Here is a 24,346-nt window from a genome sequence, read left to right as displayed (position 1 = left end):
ACTTAAGGTTGCAGGCTTACAAAAAATAGTACTCCATTTCTGAAAAATTTCTTGTTGCTTTTGCCGAAACCAGAAACAAAGATACTGTCTCTCTTATTTATATGCTCACAATGTTTCGTTTTTTGAGCAAAAAACAAAGTGCCCCGCTATTGAAATTTCACTATAGTTTCTATTCAAAATTACCTATATAAGCTATAGGAGCAGCAGAGGCGATAGTTTTGTGAAAATAAGGGAGCATGATTTTTTTGTTATGCCACAATTATTGTAATAAAAACGGCCTTCGGGAGGTACAATTGTATTTTACAGACCAAGGGCTTACATGCACTTCAGAAAATGAATTTTGCCGGAGTTTGCTGAAGTAAAAAGTAGCTGGTTCTTTAATCTCAGCAACTCTTCCTGGAGAGGCATTAGTATAGAGCAGCCATTTTGCGTTTGTCGCAAAAGCCCTGCAAAATGTCTTAATTACACCGCTTTAAAGCGCCGCCTGTTCTATTCCTTTGTATAAACAAAATGCTTTAGGAAACATGAAAACAAATAAGACAACCAAGATTATTTATTGGGTATCTACCGGCATCATTTTTCTTTTTGAAGGCCTTATGCCAGCTCTTACCTCCCATACAGAACTTGCGGTGGAGGGAGTCCGGCATTTGGGCTACCCGGATTATTTCAGAGTAATGCTGACGGTTTTTAAAGTAGTGGGGGCTTTGGCGCTGGTGCTGCCTTTTGTAAGAGGCCGGTTTAAAGAGTGGGCTTATGCTGGTTTCGGCATTACCATGCTTTCGGCATTTGTGAGTCATGGCGTGGTAGATGGTTTCCACGGGCAAACGTTCTTCCCGCTTTTCATCTTTGGTATTCTGGTGGTATCGTACCTTACCTATCACAAGCTCTCTAAATTACGATATGCCAATTACCTCAAGCAAGAGCAGCATAAAACAGCATCAGCACTGCAGGTTTGATGTATTAAGAGGGTTTGGTTTCCGAGCAGTAATTATTCTAATGAATTCCGCCTTCCGGAGGTAAAAAATGCTATTTTATCAATAGGGTACTGGGGTATTAGCATAAAACCATAGAGCCCCTTCTGCAACAGAAGAGGCTCTATGGTTTTAATGACATGTGATTACCTATATTAGCTGATAATGAGCTTTTGACCAGGCTTTAGTTTATTCGACTTTAAGTTGTTCACCTTTTTTATCTGATCTACTGTAATGCCATTGTACTTCTGAGAAATATCCCACAGAGTATCGCCTGGCTGCACATGATATATTTTCTTCAGTTTTTCTGCCGGTTTTGGTTGCGCCTGCTTTTTGGCAGCTGCCGGAGTTTCTGCTGCCACAGCAGGAGCTGCAGAGGCTAATAAGGTAGTAGGCTTAGTGGCAGGAACCATAATGGTTAGTTTCTGGTCGGGCTGAATATAATTGCCCTCCAGTTTATTCCACTTCTTTAATTCTTCTACAGTTACCTGGTGGCGTAACGCAATGCGTATAAGGTTATCGCCGCGCTTCACTACGTAAGTAGTTTCTTGTTCGGCCGTATCAGCAGGGGCTTCGGTGGTGGCAGAAGCCAGGATAGCCGGTGTTTCTGTGGGAGCGAGGTCTTTTAAAAGATCAGGCTGTTTAGAGGCAGGCAGCGAGGCCAGTAAAATACATTCCTTATCTGTTTTTAACAAAGCAGTGCTGTGAGCAGGAATGCGTAATTTATAATTTTTTATACTTTCCGGGAGCTCAGGCTTCTTGATTTCGGGGTTCAGTGCCATTAGTTTTTCCGGGGCTATATGAAGTTGCTCGGCTAACCGCTCCAGGTCGATTGGCTGATCTATAACCAGGTGCTCGGTAGGTACGGCATATAAAATAGAGTCGGAGAAGATGTTGTGCTCCGGCGCATAGTGCATGGCATAGATGACGGCCGTCATGGAAGGCACATAGCTGCGGGTCTCTTTTGGCAGGTAAGGAAACACCTGCCAGAAAGTTTTTTTACCGCCACCTGCACGCCTGATGGCCTTATTTACATTGCCCTGGCCACAGTTGTAGGCGGCCATAGCCAGTTCCCAGTCGCCATAGGTGTTGTAGAGTCGCTTCAGAAAACGGCAGGCCGCCTCAGTAGACTTTTCAGGGTCCATACGCTCATCTATATGCTGGTTGTGGTGCAGGCCGTATTCTCTGCCTGTAGATCCGATAAACTGCCATAGACCGACAGCTCCTGCCCAGGAGGCTGCCTTGGGGTTAAGGCCTGATTCTACAATAGAGAGGTACTTGAGCTCCTGCGGCATGTTGTGCTTTTTCAGGTAGCGCTCGTAAATAGGGAAGTACACGTTTTCCCGCGAAATCATGGTGCGGGTATACTTTCTGTTTCGGATTGTGAAGTAATCGATAAAACTTCTTACAAACGGATTAAATGTAAGCGGAACTTCCGATTCGATGCAGCTTAGCCTATCCTGGATCACCTCGTTTGGCTCATTCGGAATGTATTCTACTATTTCCTCCTGAAGGAGCAGTGTTGTGTCTAATTTAGGCTTAAGCGAATCTTCCTGGATATGGCTTGCTACCCTAAAGCTAAAATTGGCAGCGCTGGCACTCAGGGCCAAAACACTGCCAATTATAACTGTAAGAATGGTAATGCGTTGTAAGTACTTCATTCTGTAATTTATACTTCTACGGTTGTCTTTTCCAGGATATAGTTCGAAAAAGCTAACAAAGAAGCTTCTGCAAACGACCGGCTCATAAGTTGTAAGCCAATGGAAAGACCTTTTTCGTCGCGCCCGACAGGAATTGAAATAGCCGGAACGCCAGCAAGAGAAGCCTGTACTGTAAAAATATCAGCCAGGTACATGGCCAGCAGGTTCTCTGAATTTTCGCCTATTTTAAAGGCCGTGGTTGGAGCAGTTGGCAATATAAGAAAATCGTAGCTCTGCAGCAACTCTTCTGTTTTCTCTTTTATTAGTCTACGAACTTTCTGAGCCTTAGTATAATAGGCGTCGTAGTAATCGGCGCTAAGCACAAAGGTGCCCAGCATAATGCGGCGTTGCACTTCCTCTCCAAAACCCTCTGAGCGAGTCTTTTTGTACAGCGACTCCAGGTCAGTTACGTTCGGGCTGCGGTAGCCGTATCGTACACCATCGTAGCGGCCAAGGTTAGAACTTGCCTCTGCTGTGGTCAGAATGTAATAAGTAGGCACTATAAAGTCGAGGTACGGAAAATCTACCGCCTCCACCTGGTGGCCAGCGTCTTTGAGCATGCTCTTTACGCCAAGTATGCATTCTTTTACCTCTGCATTCAGGCCTTCGCGCTCAAAGCAATCTTTAATGTAACCGATCTTGAATTTTTTATCTCCGGTAGAAAGCTGCGTGCTGTAAGAAGGCACCTCCCGATGACTTACGGTGCTGTCAAGGTCATCCGGTCCGGCCATTACTTCTAGCAGAAGTGCGGCATCTTCTACGCTGCGGGTAATGACGCCAATCTGGTCAAAAGATGAAGCATAAGAAATTAGTCCGAAACGTGAAATCCGTGAATAGGTGGGCTTAAGGCCAACAATGCCACAGAAAGAGGCAGGCTGACGAACAGAGCCCCCGGTGTCGGTGCCGATAGAGGCAAGGCAAAGATCAGCTTGTACGGCTGCTGCCGAACCACCGGAAGAGCCACCCGGCACGCGGGTAGGGTCGTCGGCATTGAGTACAGGGCCAAAAGATGAGTTCTCGTTAGAGCCGCCCATGGCAAACTCATCGCAGTTCTGGCGACCAATAATAATGGCATCTTCTTCCAGCAGGCGTTTAACAGCCGTGGCGGTGTAAAGCGATTTAAAACCTTGCAGAATCTGGCTGGCGGCCTGCAGCGAGTGACCTTCGTAAGCCAGCACATCCTTAATGCCAATGACCATACCTGCCAGCTTGCCGGCCGTGCCGTTTGCAATTTTCTTGCTAACTGCATCTGCCTGCGCAAAGGCCTCCTCTTCAAATACTTCCAGAAAAGCATTAAGATCCGCTTTTTCTTTGATGTTGTGCAGGTAGTATTCTACGAGTTGGCGGCAGGTTACCTGTCCGCTTTCTATATCCGCGCGGACAGCACGGAGCGAATTATACTTTTTCAAACTGTTTTAGGTTTGTTATCGTCGTCGATATGTCTTTCTAATTCGTTTTTGATCTCGTTTGTAGCGTCTTTAAACTCCCTGATGCCTCTGCCGAAGCTACGGGCGATGCCAGGGATTTTATCGGCACCAAACAGCAGCAGCACTGCTGTAAGTACAACAAACAGTTCGCCCCCTCCCAGATCGCCCAGGAAAAGGAAAAGTGTACCTGAGTACATAGTAATAATGAATTATGTGTAAGGTGAAACTACTTTACGTGGTTATCGTCTTTCACGGAGCTTTCGATGTCGCTCTTTATTTCTTTGGTAGCGTCTTTAAACTCACGGATACCTTTGCCCAGGCCTCTTGCCAGTTCAGGAATACGCTTTGCACCGAAAAGCAGCAGGATAGCGATCAGGATGAAAGCTATTTCTGTGCCTCCTAATCCCATAAAAAGAAATACGTTGGTGATTGCCATAATCTTAAATGTTAAGATGAAATTACTACAAAATTACAGTATATATTTTATTAAAACCCATAAAACCTTACTTTAGTTTACTGGTCGCCATTTTGTTTGCCGCCAATGATGGGAAACTGCCATAACAAACGATATAGCAAAGACTTTGGATTGCAACCTCAAATAAATATTATTTGCAGCCAAATACATTTTACCGCTTTTGCTATTCCACTTTTACACCTACTTTGAATGAAAAATGTCTCTTTTTGGGTGTTGTTTTCCAAAAATGGGATGAGTCTTGTGTTCTCTGAAATATTATATGTTTGAATGTTAGTGTTTTATATTTTTGGCAAGAGCTGGTACGACATTTGTTATAGAATAAACACAGGAAACGACGTAATCTCCTGAAAATAATATATATAAATTACGTTTTTCCGTTTACCGTTTTTTTATTAATTTGGCTGACGTTTACTTAGTCGGTATTGGATAAGTAAAAAAATACATTTATATTAGTTTGAAATTAATACAGGAGAAGAAATATATAATCCTGTTTTATATAAAAGATTTATTAAGTTTGTTTTCATAGCTTGGAAAGGCACCCTGCATTGTAGGGTGTTTTTTTACTTTTATCCCCTCCCTGTACTAGAAGATCCACATCCCTAAGGCAGTTACAGTCTCAAAAGCCTCCGGAAGGGCAAATTTATTAGAAAAATTTGATTAGCGTGTGCTGTATGTTCAGGTGCTGATGTGGCAATGAGAAGAACTGGAAACGAGATAGAGAATTTTTGTCTACAGCAGATCATGGGGAAGAAGACGGAAAATTCAGGCTCAGTTCCAAAAAGCAAAATCTTTATTTATTCTGAAGTGGCGCTTTCACCGGATGATATTATTTCTCATTTAACCTCGAAACAAGTTTTTCAGCGTCTCTAGTGTCTTCGCCTGTGAGTTTTGCTACTGTAATTGCTTCTCCTGCTGCTTCTATGGCTGCGGCATTTTTGCCTGTTTTGGTTAACAGCCGTGCAAGCAGGAGCAGGTTATCGTAGCTTTTTTCCAGGTCCACAACTCTTGCCATAATTGCCGCACCTACCTGTAACGCTTCCTTTTCCTTAGCGAAATGGTGCAAATAGGCCGCTGTTTCGTGTAAGGTTATCCAGTCTGCCCCACCTTCACCTTTTGCATAAGCCCATGTTTCTGCTGCGTATTTAGGCCAGTTTCCCTGACCTCCAAAGAAGTAAATTTTTGCTAAGGAGGAAAGCCTGCTTGTATCGTATATGGCGGAGGATATTAGCCCCTGAATATTCTTGAAAAGTAATGTGTCGTTTTCGTGTCCTGCCTTATGTGCTGCCCGCCTAATTATTTGTTGAGCCTTTTGCGCTATCTCATCGTCCGGAAAGTATGGCAGAAACTTTTGCTGGTTTAGCAGAAAGTATTGTGTGGCTGAAGCATTTAGGTCAAGGTACCTTGTAAAAATAAACCTCAGGTTCTTTTCAGAAGAAAGTTGCCTGGTAGATTGTGTTTTTAGATACTGCGCCACTACAACTTCTTCCGGACTATCAGCCTGGTGAAAGGTGGAAAGCGCCTGGCTGTAGTCGTAGAGGAAACGAGCAGACCTGCCTCCTTTATCGTATTTTCTTTTTAGCGTGAAGAGGGCAGTACGCGGGTTAAAAGCATTTTTACCGTCCAGAATAAAATCTGGGGCAGACTTAGCTGAACCGCTCTGGTGGAGTAGCGTTCCGTTTTTATCGAAAAATAGGTAGGTCGGAAATCCAACTATAGCATATTTTGCTGCTAGTGCCTCTCCCTCTGATCCATCTTCTATGTTTATCTTGTAATTTACAAATGTGTAGTTGTAGTACGAAACTGCTTCAGGGTTTGTAAACACTTCCTTTTCCATTTGCCTGCAAGATCCGCAAGAGGGTGTGTAGGCATACAAGAAAACAGGTTTACGTTCCTGTTTTGCTTTCTGAAGCACGCTTTCCCAGTTGGCAGTTTCGAATGTTATGCCATTTGATTGGCCCTTGCACACCAGTGCTAGGAAAATAAAGAAAAGAAGGAGGTAGTATTGAGCTTTCATATGAGCTCAAGATAGGGAAATTAATAAAACGTCCTTACATGTTTATGCAAAGTAACTCCTTCTGGAGGCCAATTTCATCTCAATAATCTAATGCATAGCTTCCTGTGCCATAGCAGCAAACGCCTTCCTTTTTATACGGCGGTACTATTTTGCTCTGATCCAGCCTTCAGGGTTTAAGGTTTCGCTGTTCTTCCAGATCTGGAACTGGAGTTCGGTGGTACCATTTGCATCAGTAAAAACAGAGCCAATAGGGTCGTTTGGTTTCACATTCTGTCCTTCCGACACGCTAACTGATTTAAGCTTGGCGTACACGGTGAAAAACTCGCCATGCTGAATCATTACAATGTTGTTCATGCCGGGTACGCTGGCTACAGTAACTACTTTGCCTTCGAAAATAGCACGCGCACTTTCACCTGTTGCCGTCTGAATATCGATTCCACGGTTCTCTACCACTACTCCCTTCAGCACCGGGTGGTTATGCCTGCCGAAACGCTGCGAAATAAACCCACGCGATACCGGCCAGGCCAAACGGCCTTTATTACCTGAAAAATTAGAAGATATAAGCGCGGCCTCAGGTGTAAGGGTAATCTTATTTGGACTGGCACTGGCTTTGCGGCCCTCTTCTCGGGCAGCCCGAGCAGCTCTCTCCATTTCTTCCCGTACCATATCGGCGATCAGGTTGTCGAGTTTCTTTACAGCCTGCTGGCGCTGTGCCACTTCTTTTTTAAGGCTCTCTTCCTGCTTGCTAAGCTGCTGCACTACATTGTCCTGCTGCGTTTTCAAATTCAGAAGGTTTTTGTTTTCGACAAGCTGCTTGCTGAGCAGACCCTGCTTCTCGCGCCTTTTAGATTCTAATATAGCAAGTTGCCCGCCCAGGGCAGTCTGTACCTTACTGATTTGCTCCACCTGCTTCTTGCGTGCTTCGGAGTACTGTTGCAGGTAGCGCATGCGCCTAACGAGCTGGTTAAAAGAGTCGGCTGCGAACAGGAACATGAGCTTGTTGTAGCTGTTTGCCGTTTTAGAGGCGGCGTACACCATGCGGGCGTACTCTGCCTTTAGCTGCTCCAAGTCGTTTTGCAGGGCCACTACTATAGACTCTGTTTCTTTTACATCGGAGTCTATAAATTTTATTTCTTTGGAGATGGTACCAATTACTTCTTTCTGTACCGTTATTTTTTCCTGAATGGCATTTAACTGGCCGAGAGAGGCCTCCTTTTTAACCTTAGTTTGCTGCAGCACACGGTTTGCTTCTTGTATGCGCTTCAGGTTTTCGTTCTTCTCTTTTTCCAGCTGCGCCTTAGATTTAGGTTTGCTTTTGCTCTGTGCAACACCAGTAAATGGCAACAGGACCAAAGAGATGAAAAAGAGGAATATGTAAAGGGGCTTCATTTGTATCGTATTCTTCGGCTCGTAGATTACAAAGATGGCAAATCTAATCACGAAGAACCAATTGCTTTATTATTTTTAAGCGGCAAGATTAAACTACTCTGCTGTAAAGTGTTGAATAAAAGCTTGTAAAGGCTTATACCTGATTTTGTTTAAGCAGATTTTTAATTTAAAGTCTTTTATAATCGGCGGGCACTGCAAACGGAAATTCCAGGGCTTCGTCTACTACCGTTATTCTGTTATGGTTTAAGGTAAAAGAGGAGGTCTGGCCGGCATGAAGTATCTTGGCGGCCAGGCCATGAGCAAAAGAGACAGCGCCTATGGGCTGGAAGCTATCATACTTTACTGTGATCTGGTTCGAGGTAGTTTGGTCGGTAATTTGGAGTTGCTGGAGCTTCTGGCTCTCTTTGCCAATAAAATAATCAAAGAGTTGGTGCTGGCGCAGCTGCTGTACGTGCTGTAGTTGCGCTTCGTCCTGCACCTTTTCGGCACCGTTTGGCTGATAATTTCCGGTAAGAATGGCTTGCAGTATATCGAATGTAATATCTACCTGAAATTTTTTGCTTAAAAACGCAAAGTCGGTGGCGAGGTATTCTTTGTGGATGCGGTTCATCATAAATACAGAGTCGCGGGTAACTTTGAGGCGGGCAGCTTCTATGCCCAGACCCGGTAGTACCGACACCCAGATGATGCTGTCTTTTTTCATGCGCAGCGACATGCCGGAGCTTTGGCTTCCGTTTTTGTCTTCTATTTTTACCTGGCTTCTGGCGCTTAGGTAACTAAAGTCCAGGTTCTGTACCGTTACCTTGCCTATAGTTTCGGTTGCTGTAGTAGCAGTGGTAGGAATTACTTCTTTTTTGCAGGCTGTTAATAACAGGAAGCCCAGCAGGCAGTACACCAGCTGTTTATTCATACAGTTTCTTTTCTTTTATTTTTTGTTCTATAAAAGCAGAGGCTTCTCCTTTTACTTTTGCTTTTTGCCATTGTTTTACGGCCTCCTCTTGCTTTCCGAGTTTATAGAGCACATCGCCATAATGCTCTACAATAGTGGCATCGTCCGATACGGCAATGGCTTGCTCCAGGTAAGTTTTGGCTCCCTGGTAATCTTCCAGCTTGTACAACACCCAGGCATAGGTGTCGAGGTAAGTAGGGTTGTTGGGGTGCCTTTTTACGAGCTGCGATGCCATTTGCTTGGCTTTGTCGAGCTTCTCGTTGCGCAACGACAAAAAATAGCTGTAGTTGTTCAGCACATGTTCGTTGTTGGCATCCAGCGCCAATACCGCTTCGTACGCCTCATCTGATTTTTTATATTCTTTCAGCGAGTTATAGCCATCGCCCAGCTGCATGTTGAACTGCTTTACCAACTCTGTTTCCTGCGACGACAGCCTTTTGCCACGCTCCAGTGCGTTTACTGCTTTTTTATAGTTTTTCTCAATCAGGTGGGCAGTGCCGTTATAGAACCAGAAAATAGCCTGGTTCGGGAATAGCTCCAGCGCCTGCTCAGAGTGCACCACCAGCGAATCTGTTTGCGATAGCTCGGCATCGAGCAGCACAATCTGCTGCCATATTTTGAAATGAGAATCGTCGAGCTTAATTGCCTTCAGGTAATTGTTTCGGGCTGCTTCTTTCTTGTGTACAATAGCTTGCAGGTCGCCGGTTACGGCATAGGCTTTGGCCTCCTCAGGGTGCGACTCAATGGTGAGGTTAGCCAGCTCCAAAGCTACACCTTCTATGGCCGGGTTCGGTAGCTGACGAATAAAGTCGACCAGTATCCGCACCTTGGTATCTATGTCGAGTTCCGGATTGGCAAAAGCCAGTTTTACCTGTTTTTCTGACTCAGCTGTGTTGCCTTTCTGCCGGTTAAGGTCAGAGAGCATGAGGTGAGCATAGGGGTTATTAGGTTCCAGGCGCAGGGCCTTGTTCAGCGTCTGGATAGCAATGTCTGTTTTCTGTGCGGCATTGTAAAGTTCTGCCTGCGACAAAAAGTAGCGGACTTCTGTTGGGTTGGTGGCAATTAGTTTTTCGCCTTCCTGCAGTGCCTTGTCTATGTTTTTCTGGCGGAGGTAAATTTGCTGCCTGTTTACAGAGAGCTGCTCCATTGGCCCAAATTTCTTCTCGATCCGGTCGTATGTTTTTATGGCATCGGCGTAGTTGCCTTGTGCCAGGTACAGATCGGCAAGGTTAAAGAGGTATTGGTCGGTGTCGGGCACCTTTTGCAGCATGGTATTGTATACCTGAGCGGCCTCTGTGAACTGCTTTTGCTCAGCATATGCCTGTGCCAACAGCAGGTAATAGTATGTGTTGGATGGGTCTTGTGTTACTGCAGATTGAGCAAACGTAACAGCCTCTTTCGGATTCTTGAGGAGCAGGCTTGTTTCGCCTATCTTGTAGTTGAGGGCGGCGTTATTGGGGTTAAAAGAGTGCGCCTTCTTAAATATTTTGAGGGCTTCGGAATAATCCTCGACCATAAAATACTTCATTCCATCCAGAAACAGTGTCTCGCTAAATTGCTGCTCCTGCTCGTTTGGCTGAGCAGCAGGTAAAATAACCGTTGGAGTTGCTTGTACGGCTTTCGTCTTTTTTTTCTTAGACTGGGCCAGCGTATCTCCGGCTGTAAGCAACGTGAAGCAGCAAGTTGCAAGAACAATGTTTCTGAACAGAACAATCATGGTAATTTATTCTTTAAGCGTATTGAAGTCACCTAAGCTGAGATCAGACTGGTGCCCTTCATACGTAACATTGTTTCCTACCATAGAGTTTGAAATGTTACCGTTTTTTAGGGTGGTGCTTTCCTGTACAATAGAGTTGCTTACTATGGAATCGTACACTTTTGTGTTGTTACCAATAGAAACGTGAGGACCTACCACAGAATTCTGAATAAGGGCATTCTCTCCGATGTAAACAGGAGGTATTATCACCGAGTTTTGTACTGTAGCCGATGATGCCACCAAATCCTTCTCATCCTTTATATACTCCAAATAGCGCTGATTAGTATATACTGTAGCGTTTTTATTTCCGCAGTCGAGCCATTCTGAGATAAGGGCAGGTATAAATACAGTGCCTTTGTTTTTCATGTTCTCCAGCGCGTTGGTAAGCTGAAACTCACCTTTGTCTTTAATGTCATTATCGAGCAGGTACTGCAACTCATTGCGCAGGTAAGCTCCGTCTTTAAAGTAGTAGATGCCAATAATAGCCAGGTCGGACACAAATTGTTCCGGCTTCTCTACAAAGTCTGTGATCTCGTTTTGCTCATTTAACTTGATCACACCGAAAGCGCGCGGGTCTTCTACTTTCTGTACCCAAATAGTACCGTCGGCGTTGGTGTCGAGTTGGAAGTCGGCTTTAAAGAGCGTGTCTGCAAAGGCAACAACTACTTTGCCCTCCAATGAATCCTGCGCGCAAAGAATAGCATGTGCTGTGCCTAAGGCTTCCTCCTGGTGGTAAATGCTGCCTTTTGCGCCTACCGATTCAGCAATGTTAATCAGGTCTTGTTCTACTTTTTTTCCAAAGTCGCCTATAATAAAAGCCACTTCCTCAATGGGCTCCTGACAAACTTTGGCAATGTCTTCTACCAATCGTTGCACAATTGGTTTGCCTGCAATTGGAATAAGAGGTTTTGGAATAGTAAGGGTATGCGGGCGCATTCTTTTTCCCATTCCGGCCATTGGTACAATAATCCTCATAGCTAGTGTCTTTTTAAGTTAAATTAATTTATATGTTTTAAAGGGGCTTGTGCATCAGCGATAGAACAAGCTTTTGGTTTTTAAATTGGTGGTTGCTGGAGTAACATTAAGCATTGGTTGTCCTGTTTTGACCCAAAGCCAAGAGCAGGTAATTTTGCCTCCGGAAGGCCTTTTTCATTAGAAAAATTGTTTAAGGCCAGAATACCGATACTTTATGTTAGACTAATTGTTTCATGTTTTTTTGAAGTGAAGCGAATTATAAAAGAATATTTGCGTTTCATCAGCTCTAACATGCGTTATTACCGCGTTCCGGTGCTGCCGTATCCGCCGGCGCCACGCACGGTGTCTGTTAATTCCTGGGCTTCTACGAGTGCAATACGTTCGTATCTGGCAACTACCATCTGTGCGATGCGTTCTCCGTCTTCCACTACGAAAGGCTTATCAGAAAGATTAACCAGCAATACCTTTATCTCGCCACGATAATCAGCATCTATGGTGCCGGGGCTGTTTACTATTGAAATGCCATGCTTGTAAGCCAGCCCGCTGCGTGGCCTTATCTGCGCCTCGTGCCCCTCAGGCAATTCTATGTAAAGCCCTGTGGCAATAAGTGCCCGTTGTAAGGGCTCCAACGTAATAGGTGCCTCCAGGTTTGCTCGCAAATCCATGCCAGCCGAATGATCTGTCTGGTAAGAGGGAAGCGGGTGCTTTGATTTGTTCAGGACATTAACCTGTAAGTTGCTGTTCATCTGTCAAAAATAAAGATTATTATTTATTAAAAAAGAGCAATCTTTCCCGTCCGGCTACTACTAGCAGGAACAGGGCACACATGCCGAGGCCAAATAAATAATTTAGCCAGATATTTTGGATTGGCATATATATAACGGCCAGCAGGAGGAATATTGCCAGCAGCACATACCCCAGAATGCTGCGCACAGGATACGGAATGGGGTAGTAACGTTGCCCCAGCACATAGCTAACAGCCGCCATTCCGAAGTAGCAGCACAGGGTGGCCCAGGCAGAGCCTACATAGCCCAGCACCGGAATAAGCAGCAGGTTGAGTATGATCGTGACAATAGCACCGCTAACGCTGATCCAGGTGCCGAAGTGGGTGCGGTCGGTGAGTTTAAACCAAACGGAGAGGTTGTAGTAAACCCCCAGAAACAAATTGGCCAGCAGCAGAATCGGTACCACCACCAGCCCACTGTGGTAACGTTCGTCTATAAACACACTGGCAATTTCGTCGCGGAAAGCGCTTACAAACAAAAAGATAAAAGCGCAGCTAATTACAAACCACTTCATAATCTGCGCAAAGGCCTGAGGCGAATTTTTGTCGTTGGCCTGCGAAAAAAAGAATGGCTCGGCCGCATACCGGAATGCCTGTATGGCCAGCGACATAAAAATAGAGAGCTTGTAACAGGCGCCGTAAATACCCACTGCGGCCATGTTGCTCATGTTGGGATAAAAATTTTCGGGCAGGTGGTACTCCAGCAGAATTCTGTCTATCACCTCGTTTACCATACCGGCCACACCCATAAAAAGCAGCGGATAGGCGTAGCGGAGCATGGGCTTGAGCTGCTCCGCATCCAGGCGGAACCGGAAGATGCTGAGTTCCTTCCAGAGAAGTGGCAACTGCAAAGCATTGGCTACCAGGTTGATCAGGAAAATGTAACCTACACCAAAATCAGGATCATAAATAGTGGTGACAAAAGGCCGAAGTTCCGGCAAGTAATCGCCGTTGTACACCTGGCGGCAGAACACCAGGAAAAACATGTTGGCTCCTACAGTCAGGAGGATGTTGGTAAGCTTAATGGAGGCAAACTTTACTGCTTTGTTCTGTAGCCGGAGCCAGGCAAACGGAATAGAGGCAACAGCATCTATGGCCAGTACAATCGCCAGCCACACAATATACTCCTGCCGCTCCGGAAACCCGATAAAATTGGCAATGGGGCCCGAGGCAAGAAGCAGAATGGCTGTGAAAATAAGGCTGCTGCTGCCTATCAGGCTCAGAACTTTGTTGTATAGCTCGCGCTGGTCGGTACCGGACTTGTTAGCAAACCGGAAAAAAGCGGTTTCCATGCCATAGGTGTAGAGCACGTTAAACAGTGCTACAAACGAATACAGGTACGTAACTACACCGTAGGCTTCCGGAAGAAAAGCTTTGGTATAAACTGGTACGAGCAGGTAGTTAAGAACCCGGCCAATAATGCTGCTTAAGCCGTAGGCAGCCGTTTGCCCGACCAGTTTTTTAGCAATACTCATAAGTGGTAAGGGTCGGGGAGAAGTCAGATTAAATTATTTGCCTGTAAAAGCTGGCTTTCGTTTCTCCAGAAAAGCGTTAGTGCCTTCCAGAAAATCTTCGGAGCTGCAGCAGCGTGCAAAAGAGTTGGCCTCCGTCTGATAGCCGTTTTCGTCTTTGGTATACACGGCGTTTACACAATCTATAACCAGGCCAATAGCCAAGGGCGCCTTGTTCATTATTTTTTCCAGCAACTCCACACATTTAGGATACAGCTCTGCTGGCGTGGTTACAAAGTTTACCAGCCCGAAATCTTGCGCATCCTGGGCCGTAATCATATCGCCTGTCATGAGCAGTTCCATGGCTTTACTCTTGCCAATAAGCTGTGTAAGGCGCTGTGTGCCGCCATAGCCTGGTATCAGGCCCAGGTTTACTTCGGGTTGGCCAAAACGGGCATTGTTGCTGGCTACGCGCATGTGGCAGGCCATAGCCAGTTCGCAGCCGCCACCCAGTGCAAATCCATTAACAGCAGCCAGTACAGGCTTAGTGCAACGCTCTATCAAGTTAAATACTTCCTGGCCCTGCTCTGAAAAGCTTCGTGCATTTACCTCGCTGAGTTCCGAAATTTCGGCTATGTCGGCGCCTGCCACAAAGGCCTTAGAACCAGCGCCCGTAAAAATGGCCGCTTTAATTTTAGGATCATCATACACTTGCTGAATAGCGTGCTTGATCTCTCTCACGGTGTCTCTGTTAAGGGCATTCAGTTTGTCTTCGCGGTTAATCGTAATCGTAAGAATGCCGTTTTGCAGTTGAAGCAGCAGGTTTTCGAATGAGGCCATTAGGTTATTCAACTAGAGTTTAAAATTAATTAAGAGCTACAAATATAGTAAATTCAGTAAACCCCTGCACGACCAACTGGCAGCGCAGCCACAGGGCCATGCCTTGGGTTTGTGCCGGAGCAACTGTTACGTACGGAGCAACGCAAGCGAGGTAACATTTTTACTGAAAAAACAGGTCTTTCCTGTAAAAGTTTGCCACAACCATGCTAAGCCCCATGCTATTAGGACAGGAAAACTCTCTGGAAGGGCGTTTTCATTAGAATAATTAGGTAGTGCGGTAGTCGATCGTGCTTATCGCTCCTCCGCTATTTCTTCTCTGTCACCCTGAAAGGAGCTTGTAGCGAGAGGCAAAAGCAGTGGCTAACGATTGTCTGGTTTAAGTTCACATAGCTGCTGTTCTCTCTTTGACTGCAGCATATTATTGTTTTATTGCCTATGTCTTTATTCTTTTTGTCCTGATACAAAAAGAACCAAAAAAATCGTCACTAAGTGCACCTGGCTCAGGTGTTCCCACTGTAGCCTCCTGCCGCAATAAATTCAAAGAAGCAGTTACCGACTTAGGTTAGAATAATTTGGCTACTAGCTATTGATTGTTGAAAGGTTAAAAGATAAACAGAGTGGTTTTACCTTCGCTTAGCTATTTGCTAATCTATTGGACTTGTGTCTCTTATATCTTACGCCTATTATTATGCCTCCGGAAGGGCGTTTTTATTAGAATAATTGAAGATACCTATTTTTGGTAAAACCCTCTTTACAAGAATGTTACATGGCCAGTGCCAGTAGAGGTACTGTTTGTGGCAAGGCTAAGCCAACTTAAACCCGATTTTATGCAGATTTTTAGGCAGACAGTATTTAACTTTGCTGCTGGCCCAGCCCAGTTTTATTTTTTTTTATTAACCAACTGCCTCTTTTTTACACCTGCGGGTGGCAAGAAGAGCGAAAGGCAGAAATTGGCATGACTCCTGCTTTCGGGTTGGTTATTTAAATTATTACTGATGTTTAAACCTCTATTCTTCCTTATTGCAATCGTTCTATTCTTTTGCATTTTTACAGCGGCACCCACTCAGGCCCAGGAAATTAAACCCGATACAGCTTCTGCTGCCAACCTCTGGGACTTTAGCGGCCTTGGTAACGTTAACTTTAGCCAGATCAGCCTGAACAATTGGGCGGCCGGTGGCCAGAATTCTCTCTCTGTGCTGAGTACCCTGAACCTGGTGGCTAACTACAAAAAAGGAAAAAATACATGGAACAACTCTGCCAACTTTACCTTCGGCTTTGTTAAACTGGAGGGCCGGCGGCTGCAGAAAAGCGATGATCGACTGGAGTTTAACTTCAAGTATGGCCGCGAAGCCTCCTCAAAATGGTTCTATACAGGGCAGGTAAACGTAAGAACTCAATTAACCCCCACCTTTACCTCCACCCGCGATACGGTTATTTCAAACTTCCTGTCGCCGGCTTTCTCGCTGGTTTCTATTGGTATGGACTACAAGCCAAGTCCACGGCTGTCTGTTTTTGTGTCTACGCTCACCGGTAAGTTTACTGTGGTAATGAGCCAGAAACTAGCTGACCTTGGGTATTTCGGTGTGAGGCCTGCCTGGCGCAATGAGGCTGGCCAATTGTTGCCAGGCACGGGAGAGCGCTTCCGCAGCGAGGTCGGTGGTTTCCTGAACGTGCGCTACTCAGACAAGATATTTGAGAATGTGAGCATCAGGTCGCGGCTCGACCTATTTAGTAATTACTTGAGAAATCCACAAAATGTAGATGTTAACTGGGAAAACCTGATCGATTTTAAAGTAAACAAATTCATTTCCGCCAGCTTGTTTTGCCACCTTGTTTACGACGACGATATTATGATAAATGTTGATAGGAGCGGTGATGGTGTAATAGATGGTAAAGGTCCACGTTTACAATTTAAAGAAACCCTTGGTATAGGCTTCTCCTATAAATTCGAATAGTTTCTCCACCGTTTGGCTTTTACCCACCCTTGGGGTGCAAATGGCCAATATGCCTCTGGAAAGCAATTTTTATTAGAATAATTAAAATTGCAGCTTTGAACTTCGTGGCTGTAGGCTTAAATATTTCTGATTATTCTTATTGTTACCCAAATAAAATTTTGTAGCTTTTGTCTTGCTACCTGCTCTTATAGTAATTAAAAGTGTGGCTTAGGTGGCGCATTTAATTATTTGCGCTTCGGGTAGGTATAGCCACGTTTCGGTATTATACTTGCTATAGTTTTGCTGAACTTTTAAAACATAATCTTACGTTCTGAGTAAAGCTTTACCGGCACATTTTGCGGTCGAAATTTAATTTAAAGTACTACTTAAGACATCTATAAAAACATACTTATGAAGAAAAATGCCTTTTTATTATTCTTTTGCCTGGGGCTAATGTTTTGCGCTATGCAAGCGCAGGCACAGTCACAGGGGCCGCGCAATACCACTGGCAAGGATGAGTTTTGGGGAACACCAAAAGATGCTACACGTGGTGCTACTGCCGATGCTATTGGTGCCCGCGAAGCTAACATGGATAAGCGCCTGAATACCTATGAAACAGGGAAGAAGAAGAACTTTAAGATAATGCATTACAACGACAAAAAGTTGCAGGAGTACGAAAAGCGCGAAAAGCAGATGCTCAAGCAGTATAAGCGTCAAAAGAAACAGTTAGCCCGAAGAAGAGATTAACTTAAAGTGTGTAGCAGGAGATAGTATTCCTACATCTTGTAATAAAAAAGCAGAAGCCCCGCTGAATTTCTCAGCGGGGCTTCTGCTTTTTTATCTCTTACTTTTCTAAAGCTTAAAGCGTACGCTTCACTTCTTTTTCTTCGTAAGCTTCTATGATATCACCAATCTGGATGTCATTATAGTTTTTCAGGCTGATACCGCACTCGTACCCTTGTCGTACTTCTGAAACATCATCTTTAAAGCGTTTCAGCGCAAGTATCTCACCGTCTAAGACTACAATACCTTCGCGCACGAGACGTACTTTGGCATTTCTATGTATGTTACCATCTGTCACCATACAACCGGCGATAGTACCAACTTTCGTAATCTTGAACACATCGCGAACCTCAGCATTACCAACTATTTCTTCCTTAACGGTTGGTGCAAGCATACCTTCCATGGCGTCTTTCACCTCGTTTATGGCGTCGTAGATAATGGAGTACAGGCGAACATCTATCTGCTCCTGCTCCGCCAATTTGCGTGCATTTTGCGATGGACGAACCTGGAAACCGATGATAATAGCATCTGAGGCTGAGGCCAACAAGACATCTGACTCGGATATGGCACCCACACCCTTGCTGATAATATTTACCTGCACCTCGTTGGTAGAGAGCCTTAACAGGGAGTCGGAGAGTGCTTCTACTGAACCATCCACGTCGCCTTTCACAATTACGTTGAGCTCCTTGAAAGAACCAATTGCCAAACGTCGGCCAATCTCATCAAGCGTAATGTGCTTGCGGGTACGCAGGTTCTGCTCACGCTGTACCTGTGCACGGCTTGAAGCAATTTCGCGGGCCTCACGTTCAGAGTCCATTACTACAAACTTGTCGCCTGCCTGCGGTGCTCCATCCAGACCCAGTAACTGTACTGGAGTAGATGGGCCAGCCTCTTTCATTTTCTTGCCACGATGGTCGGTCATGGCTTTTACTCTACCATAGTGCGAGCCGGCCAATACTACATCACCAATATTCAAAGTACCGGTTTGTACCAGTACGGTGGCAACATAGCCACGGCCTTTGTCAAGCGATGCTTCGATAACCGTACCAACGGCATGGCGATCTGGATTCGCTTTCAGTTCCAGTAATTCTGCCTCTAGCAAGATTTTCTCCAGCAAGTCTGGTATACCGGCACCTGTTTTGGCCGATACTTCCTGCGACTGGTATTTACCGCCCCATTCTTCTACCAGTATGTTTAACTGGGCGAGTTCTTCACGAACCTTATCTGGGTTGGCGCCTGGCTTATCTATTTTGTTCAGGGCTATGATAATTGGTGAGCCTGCTGCCTGCGCATGGTTGATGGCCTCTTTTGTCTGTGGCATCACAGAGTCGTCGGCCGCTACCACAATAATTACTACGTCGGTTACCTTGGCACCACGGGCACGCATAGCCGTAAAGGCTTCGTGACCAGGAGTATCGAGGAAGGTAACGGTACGGCCGCTTTCGGTCTTAACTTTATAGGCACCGATGTGCTGCGTAATACCACCCGCCTCACCAGCGGTTACGTTTGCGTTACGAATGTAGTCAAGCAAAGACGTTTTACCGTGGTCAACGTGACCCATAATGGTAACAATAGGGGCGCGTTCTTCCAGTACTGCTTCGTCTTCTTCCTCTATCGTTTCGAGTGCCTGCTCATCTTCGCTGGTAATAAATTCTATGCTGTAGCCAAACTCATCTGCAATAATGGTAATGGCTTCTGCATCCAGGCGTTGGTTTATAGAAACAAACATGCCTAGTTGCATACAGACCTTAATGACATCGTTTACGCTCACATTCATGAGTGCTGCCAGGTCATTGGCAGATACGAACTCCGTTACACGCAGGGTCTTAGACTCTGCCTGCTCCTGCATTCTGCGCTCCTCCATAGAGTCGGCAATAGCAGATCGTTTTTCGCGACGGTACTTGGCACGGTTACCTCCACCGCTCTTGCCACCGCTTAGTTTAGCAAGTGTGGCTTTAATCTGCTCCTGAATTTCCTTATCGGTAACTTCAGCTTTGTCTGCTCTGGCAGGGGCTGGTCGGCCCTGGCCGCCAGCTGGTCTGTTGCCCTGGTAGCCAGCTCCTGCTGGTCTGTTACCCTGGTAACCACCACCACCTGCTGGTCTGTTACCCTGATAACCTCCGCCACCTGCTGGCCTGTTGCCTTGGTAGCCTGCACCTGCTGGTCGAGGCTGGCCGCCCTGACCAGCTGGCTGGTTGCCCTGCTGTGCTGGGCGTGGCTGACCTGGTTGACCTGTCTGGTTCTGTTGACCTGGTTGCCCGGCCTCTCCGGAAACCATGATGCGCTTGCGCTTTTTCTTTTTGTTGCCGTTCTTTTTGTCGTCAGACGACGCAACTGGCTTAGTGCCCTTTCTTCTAGAGCTGTCTGGCAATTCTATTTTGCCGAGTACCGTCAGACCTTTTAGTTGGTCTGCTTTGGCTGTGATCGTTTCTATTGGTGTTTTTACGTTTTCGTCAGTAGTAGGTGCGGGTTGCTCTGGTGCGCTCTGCACTTTTGGTTCTGCGGGAGCGGCTGGAGCAGCCTGTTCTGCTACTGGTGCCGGAGTTGGCTCCGCTGGCTTTTCTGGGGCCGGCGTAGCTGGTCTGGCTGGTTCTTCTTTAGGTTGTTCTGTTGCCTGAGGCGGAGTGGTGGCCGGTGCAGGGGCACTTGGTTGTGCTTTTTCCTCTACCGGCGGCGCTGGTTTTTCTTCAGGAGCCTGGGGTGCTACAGGCTGTGGTGGCGTAACTACTGGCGCTGCGGCAACAGGTTGCTCTGGCGCAGGCGCAGCTTTTGGCGCTGGCTCCGGAGTAGGAGCAGGGGCCTCTGGTTTTTTAGGAATTGGTCGGCCTTTGGCATCAAGCTCAATTTTGCCCAGTATTTTAAAACCAGGTAATTTAGGGCTTTCCTTCTCCTCTTGCTTTGGAGCTTCCGGGGCTGGAGTTGGTGCGGGTGCAGGCGTAGGCGCTACCACTGGGGCAGGTGCCGACTCCGGCTTAGGCTGATGCACACTTTTAATGAATATCTCCTGTTCAGGCTCGCTGGTTCTTTTGGTTTCTTGATGCTCCGTACCGACAACCTGGTTGCTTTGAGGCTTTTTGCCAATATTGAGCTCTTCTGCCACTGCTTTATCTTGCATGGAAGAAGCAAATTCTTTAGCCAGCATATTGAACTGCTCTGCGGTGATTTTGGTAGTGGGTTTGTTTTCCACAGCAAAACCTTTAGCAGAGAGATAATCTGTAATGGTAGTTGTACCAATATTTAAAGTAGTTGCAACCTGTTTAAGCCTCCTTATTTTGTCTTCTGCCATGTGTTCTTATATGCTGTCTTTTAATTCTGATTTAATGGGTACTATGCCTTCTTTGCCGAGAAAGGCGGAGCTCAGTAACCAAATCTTTTTCAAAATTAAGCTAACGGAGCAAAACTCGCAAACTATTGATTGTCTTCTGCTTCAAACTCTTCACGAAGTATGGCTAGCACATCGTCAATTGTTTCTTCTTCCAGCTCTGTTCTTCGTAGCAGGTCATCTTTGGTAACTGCCAGCACACTCTTGGCTGTGTCCAGGCCTATGCGTCTGAACTCGTCGATTACCCAGCTTTCAATTTCATCAGAGAACTCATCCAGGTTAATGTCTTCTTCATACGTTTCTGACTCCCTGAACACGTCTATCTCCATATCTACCAGCTTGCTGGCTAGTTTTATGTTCTGACCACCTTTACCGATAGCCAACGAAACCTGGTCTGGCTTCAGGAATACCGATACGCGGCCGTTCTCTTCGTCTATCTTCATGCTGCTGATCTTTGCAGGGCTCAACGCACGTTGAATATAAAGTTCGAGGTTATCGGTATAGTTAATTACGTCAATGTTCTCGTTCTCCAGTTCGCGCACAATGCTGTGAATACGGGAACCTTTCATGCCCACACAGGCACCTACCGGGTCTATACGGTCATCAAACGATTCTACGGCTACTTTGGCGCGCTCGCCTGGCTCCCGCACAATCTTCTTAATGGCGATCAGGCCATCAAATATCTCAGGCACTTCATTCTCGAACAAACGCTCAAGGAACGATGGAGAGGTACGCGAAAGAATGATTTTCGGGTTACCGTTCACAATTTCGACACGCTGTACCACGGCACGTACTACATCGCCTTTACGGTAGCGGTCTTTTGGTATTTGCTCGGCTTTAGGTATGAGCAGTTCGTTTTCTTCCTGGTCGAGTATCAGCACCTCGCGGTTCCATACCTGGTACACTTCACCCGAAATAATTTCACCAACCTGATCTTTGTATTTCTGAAACAGAAACTCCTTCTCCATGTCTTTGATACGCTGGATCAGGGTTTGGCGAGCAGTAAGCACGGCACGACGACCAAAGTCTTCGAGCTGTATTTCTTCCGATACTTCTTCTCCTACCTCAAAGTCAGGCTCTATTTTACGAGCTTCCGAAAGGCTGATCTTGTCAGAGTCCCAGATGTCTTCGGAGTTGTCGTCCACAATTTCGCGGTTACGCCAGATCTCCAGGTCACCCTTCTCCACGTTCAGGATGATGTCAAAGTTCTCGTCGGTGCCCCATTTTTTACGGATCATGGTGCGGAATACATCTTCGAGGATGCGCATCATGGTCGGGCGGTCTATGTTCTTGAATTTCGCAAATTCAGCGAACGACTCGATCAGGACTGAACTGTTCATTATTCTTTTATTTAAATGATATTACAACATTTGCTTTCACAATGTCCCCGAAGGGTATTTGCACAGGCACATACGTAGCCTTCTTGCCTTTTTGTTTTATTTCTTCTGCCAGGCTGATGCCGGTTTCTGTTACCTCCTCCAGCTTGCCGGTTTTTTCGGTACCATCCTGCAGTTTTACCTTCAGGCTGCGGCCAACATTTCGTTGGTACTGTTTGGGCTGCGTCAGTGGGAAATCCACACCGGGCGAACTTACCTCCAGTACATAGCTGAACTCCTCTCCGAAAGCCTCTTCGATACGCTTGTTAATACGGCGGCTGATGGTGGCGCACTGGTCTATGGTAATACCTTGCTCGCCATCGGCCAGCACCGTTATTTTGGGGCGTGCCGGAGAATCAGACACGGCCACATCTACAAGGAACAAGTCGCTGTCGGGCAGGCTGTCCTGTGCCATTGCTTTTATTATCTGTGCCGTTAGTGCCATAGTTAACCTTTAAGAAATAAAGAAGGGGACTCTGTGTCCCCTCATCTCCCTGGAATATAATGCCACAAATTTACGATAAAAACATTATATATACAACAGGCAGTCGTTAGCTGCTGTTTGTTATACGATCTTAAGCTGTTTTTGAGGGTGATATTACCTGGTAATGGAGTGGGCTGCAGGTGCGGCCGTAAGATAAAACACCGCCTGGCGCTAGAAAGTTCGATCTTTCTGTTAGTTGTTTCTGTAGGGTTGGCTGAGCTTTCTTAGCACAAAGATAATTAGCGAGCAAGCTTATATACCTTACGCTTAATTTGTATGTTTGCTATTATGTCAGGTGCATTTAAAAGAATTCGGCGGATGATTTGGTTCATCCTTAATGTAGGGGTGGTACTATGGCTGCTTGCAGGGGTGTATTGCCTGCAGGTTCCTCCATACGATTATTGGCCTGCCGGCTTTATTGCATTTTCGCTTCCTGGTGCCCTGGTGCTCAACTTCCTGTTTTGTGTATACTGGCTGCTCCGGCGCTCCTGGCTTGTTTTGTTGCCCTTGTCGGTAATTGTGCTCGGGTGGCAATATCATACCCGGTTTCTGGCCCTAAACTTTACAAATGAAGAGCCCGCCGACGAGCTAAAGCAAGTTGAGGTGCTCAGCTACAACGTGCATGTCTTTAACGCCTACGATGACCGTGATGGCAGCGAACTCGAGGCCTCTGCCGATATGATCGAGTGGGTCGCCACACACCCGGCCGATGTGTTCTGCCTGCAGGAGTTCTATAACAGCACCAAAGGCTCTTCTGTGTACAACACCATGAGCCGAATTGGGCAGCGGTACGATAAGTTCAGGCATTTTTCGATAGCGCACAAAGACTGGAACAAAGCAGAGATAGGCATTGCCATCTTTTCGAAATACCCTATATTTAATAAAGGAGTAATTGAGTTTGGCGAAACCAAGCACAACCGCGCTATTTTTGCCGATCTTAACATTAAGGGAGATACCGTGCGGGTGTATTCAGCGCACCTGCAGTCCATGAATATTCAGGCGCAGGATATAGAGAATACCTATTCCTCTATCGGAAACCAGGACAAAATGAAGCGGGAGGGCAGAAACCTGGCACGGCGGTTGCGCAGAGGTTTTATAGCCCGGGGGCACCAGGTAGAGCTGCTGTACGAGCACATAGCGCAATCGCCTTACCCGGTTATTGTGTGCGGCGACTTCAACGACATCCCCTTCAGCTACACTTATCAGGTGCTTTCCAAAAACTTGTCGAATGCTTTTGAGGAAGCCGGTGCTGGTATAGGTGCTACTTACAACGGGCCTATCCCTTTTCTGCGCATCGATAACCAGTTTTATTCCGAAGGCCTGCGCGCTTACCAATTCCGTACTTATCCCGAAATGGGTTTGTCAGACCATCTTCCTATTTCGGCAAAGTATGTGCTGGAGAAGTAAACCGGATTGGCAAAAGTTATTGCTTTCGTTCTGACCCAAAAGATCGGAGAAAGCGCTTAAGCCCATGACCCCCATAAGCCGCAAATGCCTCTGGAAGGCCCATTTTATTACAAGAATTTAGAGCAGTGCCATATGCAGTCTTAAATTTAAGCGTTACCATTTACCTGTGCCTTCCTCCTTGTTCAGGTAAAATCAAGATGCATTCGTAACTTTGCCGACAGTTAGGAGTTAGAGGGCATAATTCATAGTTTTGGGCCTGAATAGCAGCTACAGCTGATCAAACAAAAACAATAAACAAGCGCAGCATAC

19 protein-coding genes are annotated in these 24,346 nt (G+C 46.0%); 4 read left to right on the top strand and 15 right to left on the bottom strand.

The window, feature by feature from the left end:
• The first annotated feature begins 524 nt into the window (after positions 1 to 524).
• Positions 525 to 956, top strand: coding sequence for a DoxX family protein (locus ACMA1I_RS16575; RefSeq protein WP_337069533.1), 432 nt, complete (start codon positions 525 to 527; stop codon positions 954 to 956).
• A 170-nt stretch (positions 957 to 1,126) separates the two neighbouring features.
• On the opposite strand, the gene ACMA1I_RS16570 is transcribed toward ACMA1I_RS16575, so the two are convergent.
• The 12 genes from ACMA1I_RS16570 to ACMA1I_RS16515 form a co-directional block, all read right to left on the bottom strand.
• Positions 1,127 to 2,632: a lytic transglycosylase domain-containing protein gene (locus ACMA1I_RS16570; protein WP_337069532.1), complete on the bottom strand. Its 1,506-nt coding sequence runs from the start codon at positions 2,630 to 2,632 to the stop codon at positions 1,127 to 1,129.
• An 8-nt stretch (positions 2,633 to 2,640) separates the two neighbouring features.
• Positions 2,641 to 4,080, bottom strand: a complete 1,440-nt coding sequence (gatA, locus tag ACMA1I_RS16565; RefSeq protein ID WP_337069530.1) for an Asp-tRNA(Asn)/Glu-tRNA(Gln) amidotransferase subunit GatA — start codon at positions 4,078 to 4,080, stop codon at positions 2,641 to 2,643.
• Positions 4,077 to 4,295: a twin-arginine translocase TatA/TatE family subunit gene (locus ACMA1I_RS16560; protein WP_337069529.1), complete on the bottom strand. Its 219-nt coding sequence runs from the start codon at positions 4,293 to 4,295 to the stop codon at positions 4,077 to 4,079. The genes gatA and ACMA1I_RS16560 overlap by 4 nt, the downstream gene beginning before the upstream one ends.
• Before the next feature lie 29 nt (positions 4,296 to 4,324).
• Positions 4,325 to 4,534: a twin-arginine translocase TatA/TatE family subunit gene (locus tag ACMA1I_RS16555; protein ID WP_337069527.1), complete on the bottom strand. Its 210-nt coding sequence runs from the start codon at positions 4,532 to 4,534 to the stop codon at positions 4,325 to 4,327.
• 865 nt (positions 4,535 to 5,399) lie between these two features.
• Positions 5,400 to 6,587, bottom strand: a complete 1,188-nt coding sequence (locus tag ACMA1I_RS16550; RefSeq protein ID WP_337069526.1) for a thioredoxin family protein — start codon at positions 6,585 to 6,587, stop codon at positions 5,400 to 5,402.
• A gap of 144 nt (positions 6,588 to 6,731) precedes the next feature.
• Positions 6,732 to 7,976, bottom strand: a complete 1,245-nt coding sequence (locus tag ACMA1I_RS16545) for a murein hydrolase activator EnvC family protein (protein WP_337069524.1) — start codon at positions 7,974 to 7,976, stop codon at positions 6,732 to 6,734.
• A gap of 166 nt (positions 7,977 to 8,142) precedes the next feature.
• On the bottom strand, positions 8,143 to 8,886 hold the full coding sequence (locus ACMA1I_RS16540; protein ID WP_337069522.1) for a DUF4292 domain-containing protein: 744 nt from the start codon (positions 8,884 to 8,886) through the stop codon (positions 8,143 to 8,145).
• On the bottom strand, positions 8,879 to 10,642 hold the full coding sequence (locus tag ACMA1I_RS16535) for a tetratricopeptide repeat protein (protein WP_337069521.1): 1,764 nt from the start codon (positions 10,640 to 10,642) through the stop codon (positions 8,879 to 8,881). Before ACMA1I_RS16535 ends, ACMA1I_RS16540 begins: the two co-directional genes overlap by 8 nt.
• A gap of 6 nt (positions 10,643 to 10,648) precedes the next feature.
• Positions 10,649 to 11,656, bottom strand: coding sequence for a sugar phosphate nucleotidyltransferase (locus ACMA1I_RS16530; RefSeq protein ID WP_337069520.1), 1,008 nt, complete (start codon positions 11,654 to 11,656; stop codon positions 10,649 to 10,651).
• A 299-nt stretch (positions 11,657 to 11,955) separates the two neighbouring features.
• A complete protein-coding gene (gene dut, locus ACMA1I_RS16525) occupies positions 11,956 to 12,402 on the bottom strand; it encodes a dUTP diphosphatase (RefSeq protein ID WP_337069519.1) in 447 nt (148 codons plus the stop codon).
• A gap of 19 nt (positions 12,403 to 12,421) precedes the next feature.
• On the bottom strand, positions 12,422 to 13,915 hold the full coding sequence (locus tag ACMA1I_RS16520) for a lipopolysaccharide biosynthesis protein (RefSeq protein ID WP_337069518.1): 1,494 nt from the start codon (positions 13,913 to 13,915) through the stop codon (positions 12,422 to 12,424).
• A 33-nt stretch (positions 13,916 to 13,948) separates the two neighbouring features.
• A complete protein-coding gene (locus ACMA1I_RS16515; RefSeq protein WP_337069517.1) occupies positions 13,949 to 14,731 on the bottom strand; it encodes an enoyl-CoA hydratase/isomerase family protein in 783 nt (260 codons plus the stop codon).
• 995 nt (positions 14,732 to 15,726) lie between these two features.
• Here ACMA1I_RS16515 and ACMA1I_RS16510 point away from each other — a divergent pair.
• Complete coding sequence (locus ACMA1I_RS16510; RefSeq protein ID WP_337069516.1) at positions 15,727 to 16,686, top strand: DUF3078 domain-containing protein; 960 nt, start codon at positions 15,727 to 15,729, stop codon at positions 16,684 to 16,686.
• Between the two features lie 390 nt (positions 16,687 to 17,076).
• On the top strand, positions 17,077 to 17,412 hold the full coding sequence (locus ACMA1I_RS16505; protein WP_337069515.1) for a hypothetical protein: 336 nt from the start codon (positions 17,077 to 17,079) through the stop codon (positions 17,410 to 17,412).
• 112 nt (positions 17,413 to 17,524) lie between these two features.
• Here ACMA1I_RS16505 and infB read toward each other — a convergent pair whose 3' ends face one another.
• The 3 genes from infB to rimP all read right to left on the bottom strand — a co-directional run bounded on the left by infB (position 17,525) and on the right by rimP (position 22,591).
• A complete protein-coding gene (infB, locus tag ACMA1I_RS16500) occupies positions 17,525 to 20,734 on the bottom strand; it encodes a translation initiation factor IF-2 (protein WP_337069514.1) in 3,210 nt (1,069 codons plus the stop codon).
• 122 nt (positions 20,735 to 20,856) lie between these two features.
• Positions 20,857 to 22,110 (bottom strand): transcription termination factor NusA, encoded by a 1,254-nt coding sequence (gene nusA / locus ACMA1I_RS16495; RefSeq protein ID WP_337069513.1) that lies wholly within the window; start codon positions 22,108 to 22,110, stop codon positions 20,857 to 20,859.
• A 7-nt stretch (positions 22,111 to 22,117) separates the two neighbouring features.
• Positions 22,118 to 22,591 (bottom strand): ribosome maturation factor RimP, encoded by a 474-nt coding sequence (gene rimP, locus ACMA1I_RS16490; RefSeq protein ID WP_337069512.1) that lies wholly within the window; start codon positions 22,589 to 22,591, stop codon positions 22,118 to 22,120.
• 357 nt (positions 22,592 to 22,948) lie between these two features.
• Here rimP and ACMA1I_RS16485 point away from each other — a divergent pair, with 357 nt between their 5' ends.
• Positions 22,949 to 24,037, top strand: coding sequence for an endonuclease/exonuclease/phosphatase family protein (locus tag ACMA1I_RS16485; RefSeq protein WP_337069511.1), 1,089 nt, complete (start codon positions 22,949 to 22,951; stop codon positions 24,035 to 24,037).
• The last annotated feature ends 309 nt before the right edge of the window (positions 24,038 to 24,346 follow it).

This window comes from Pontibacter sp. 13R65, from assembly GCF_047525655.1.
Classification (GTDB): Bacteria; Bacteroidota; Bacteroidia; order Cytophagales; family Hymenobacteraceae; genus Pontibacter.
This window is presented reverse-complemented; position numbering and strand designations above follow the sequence as displayed.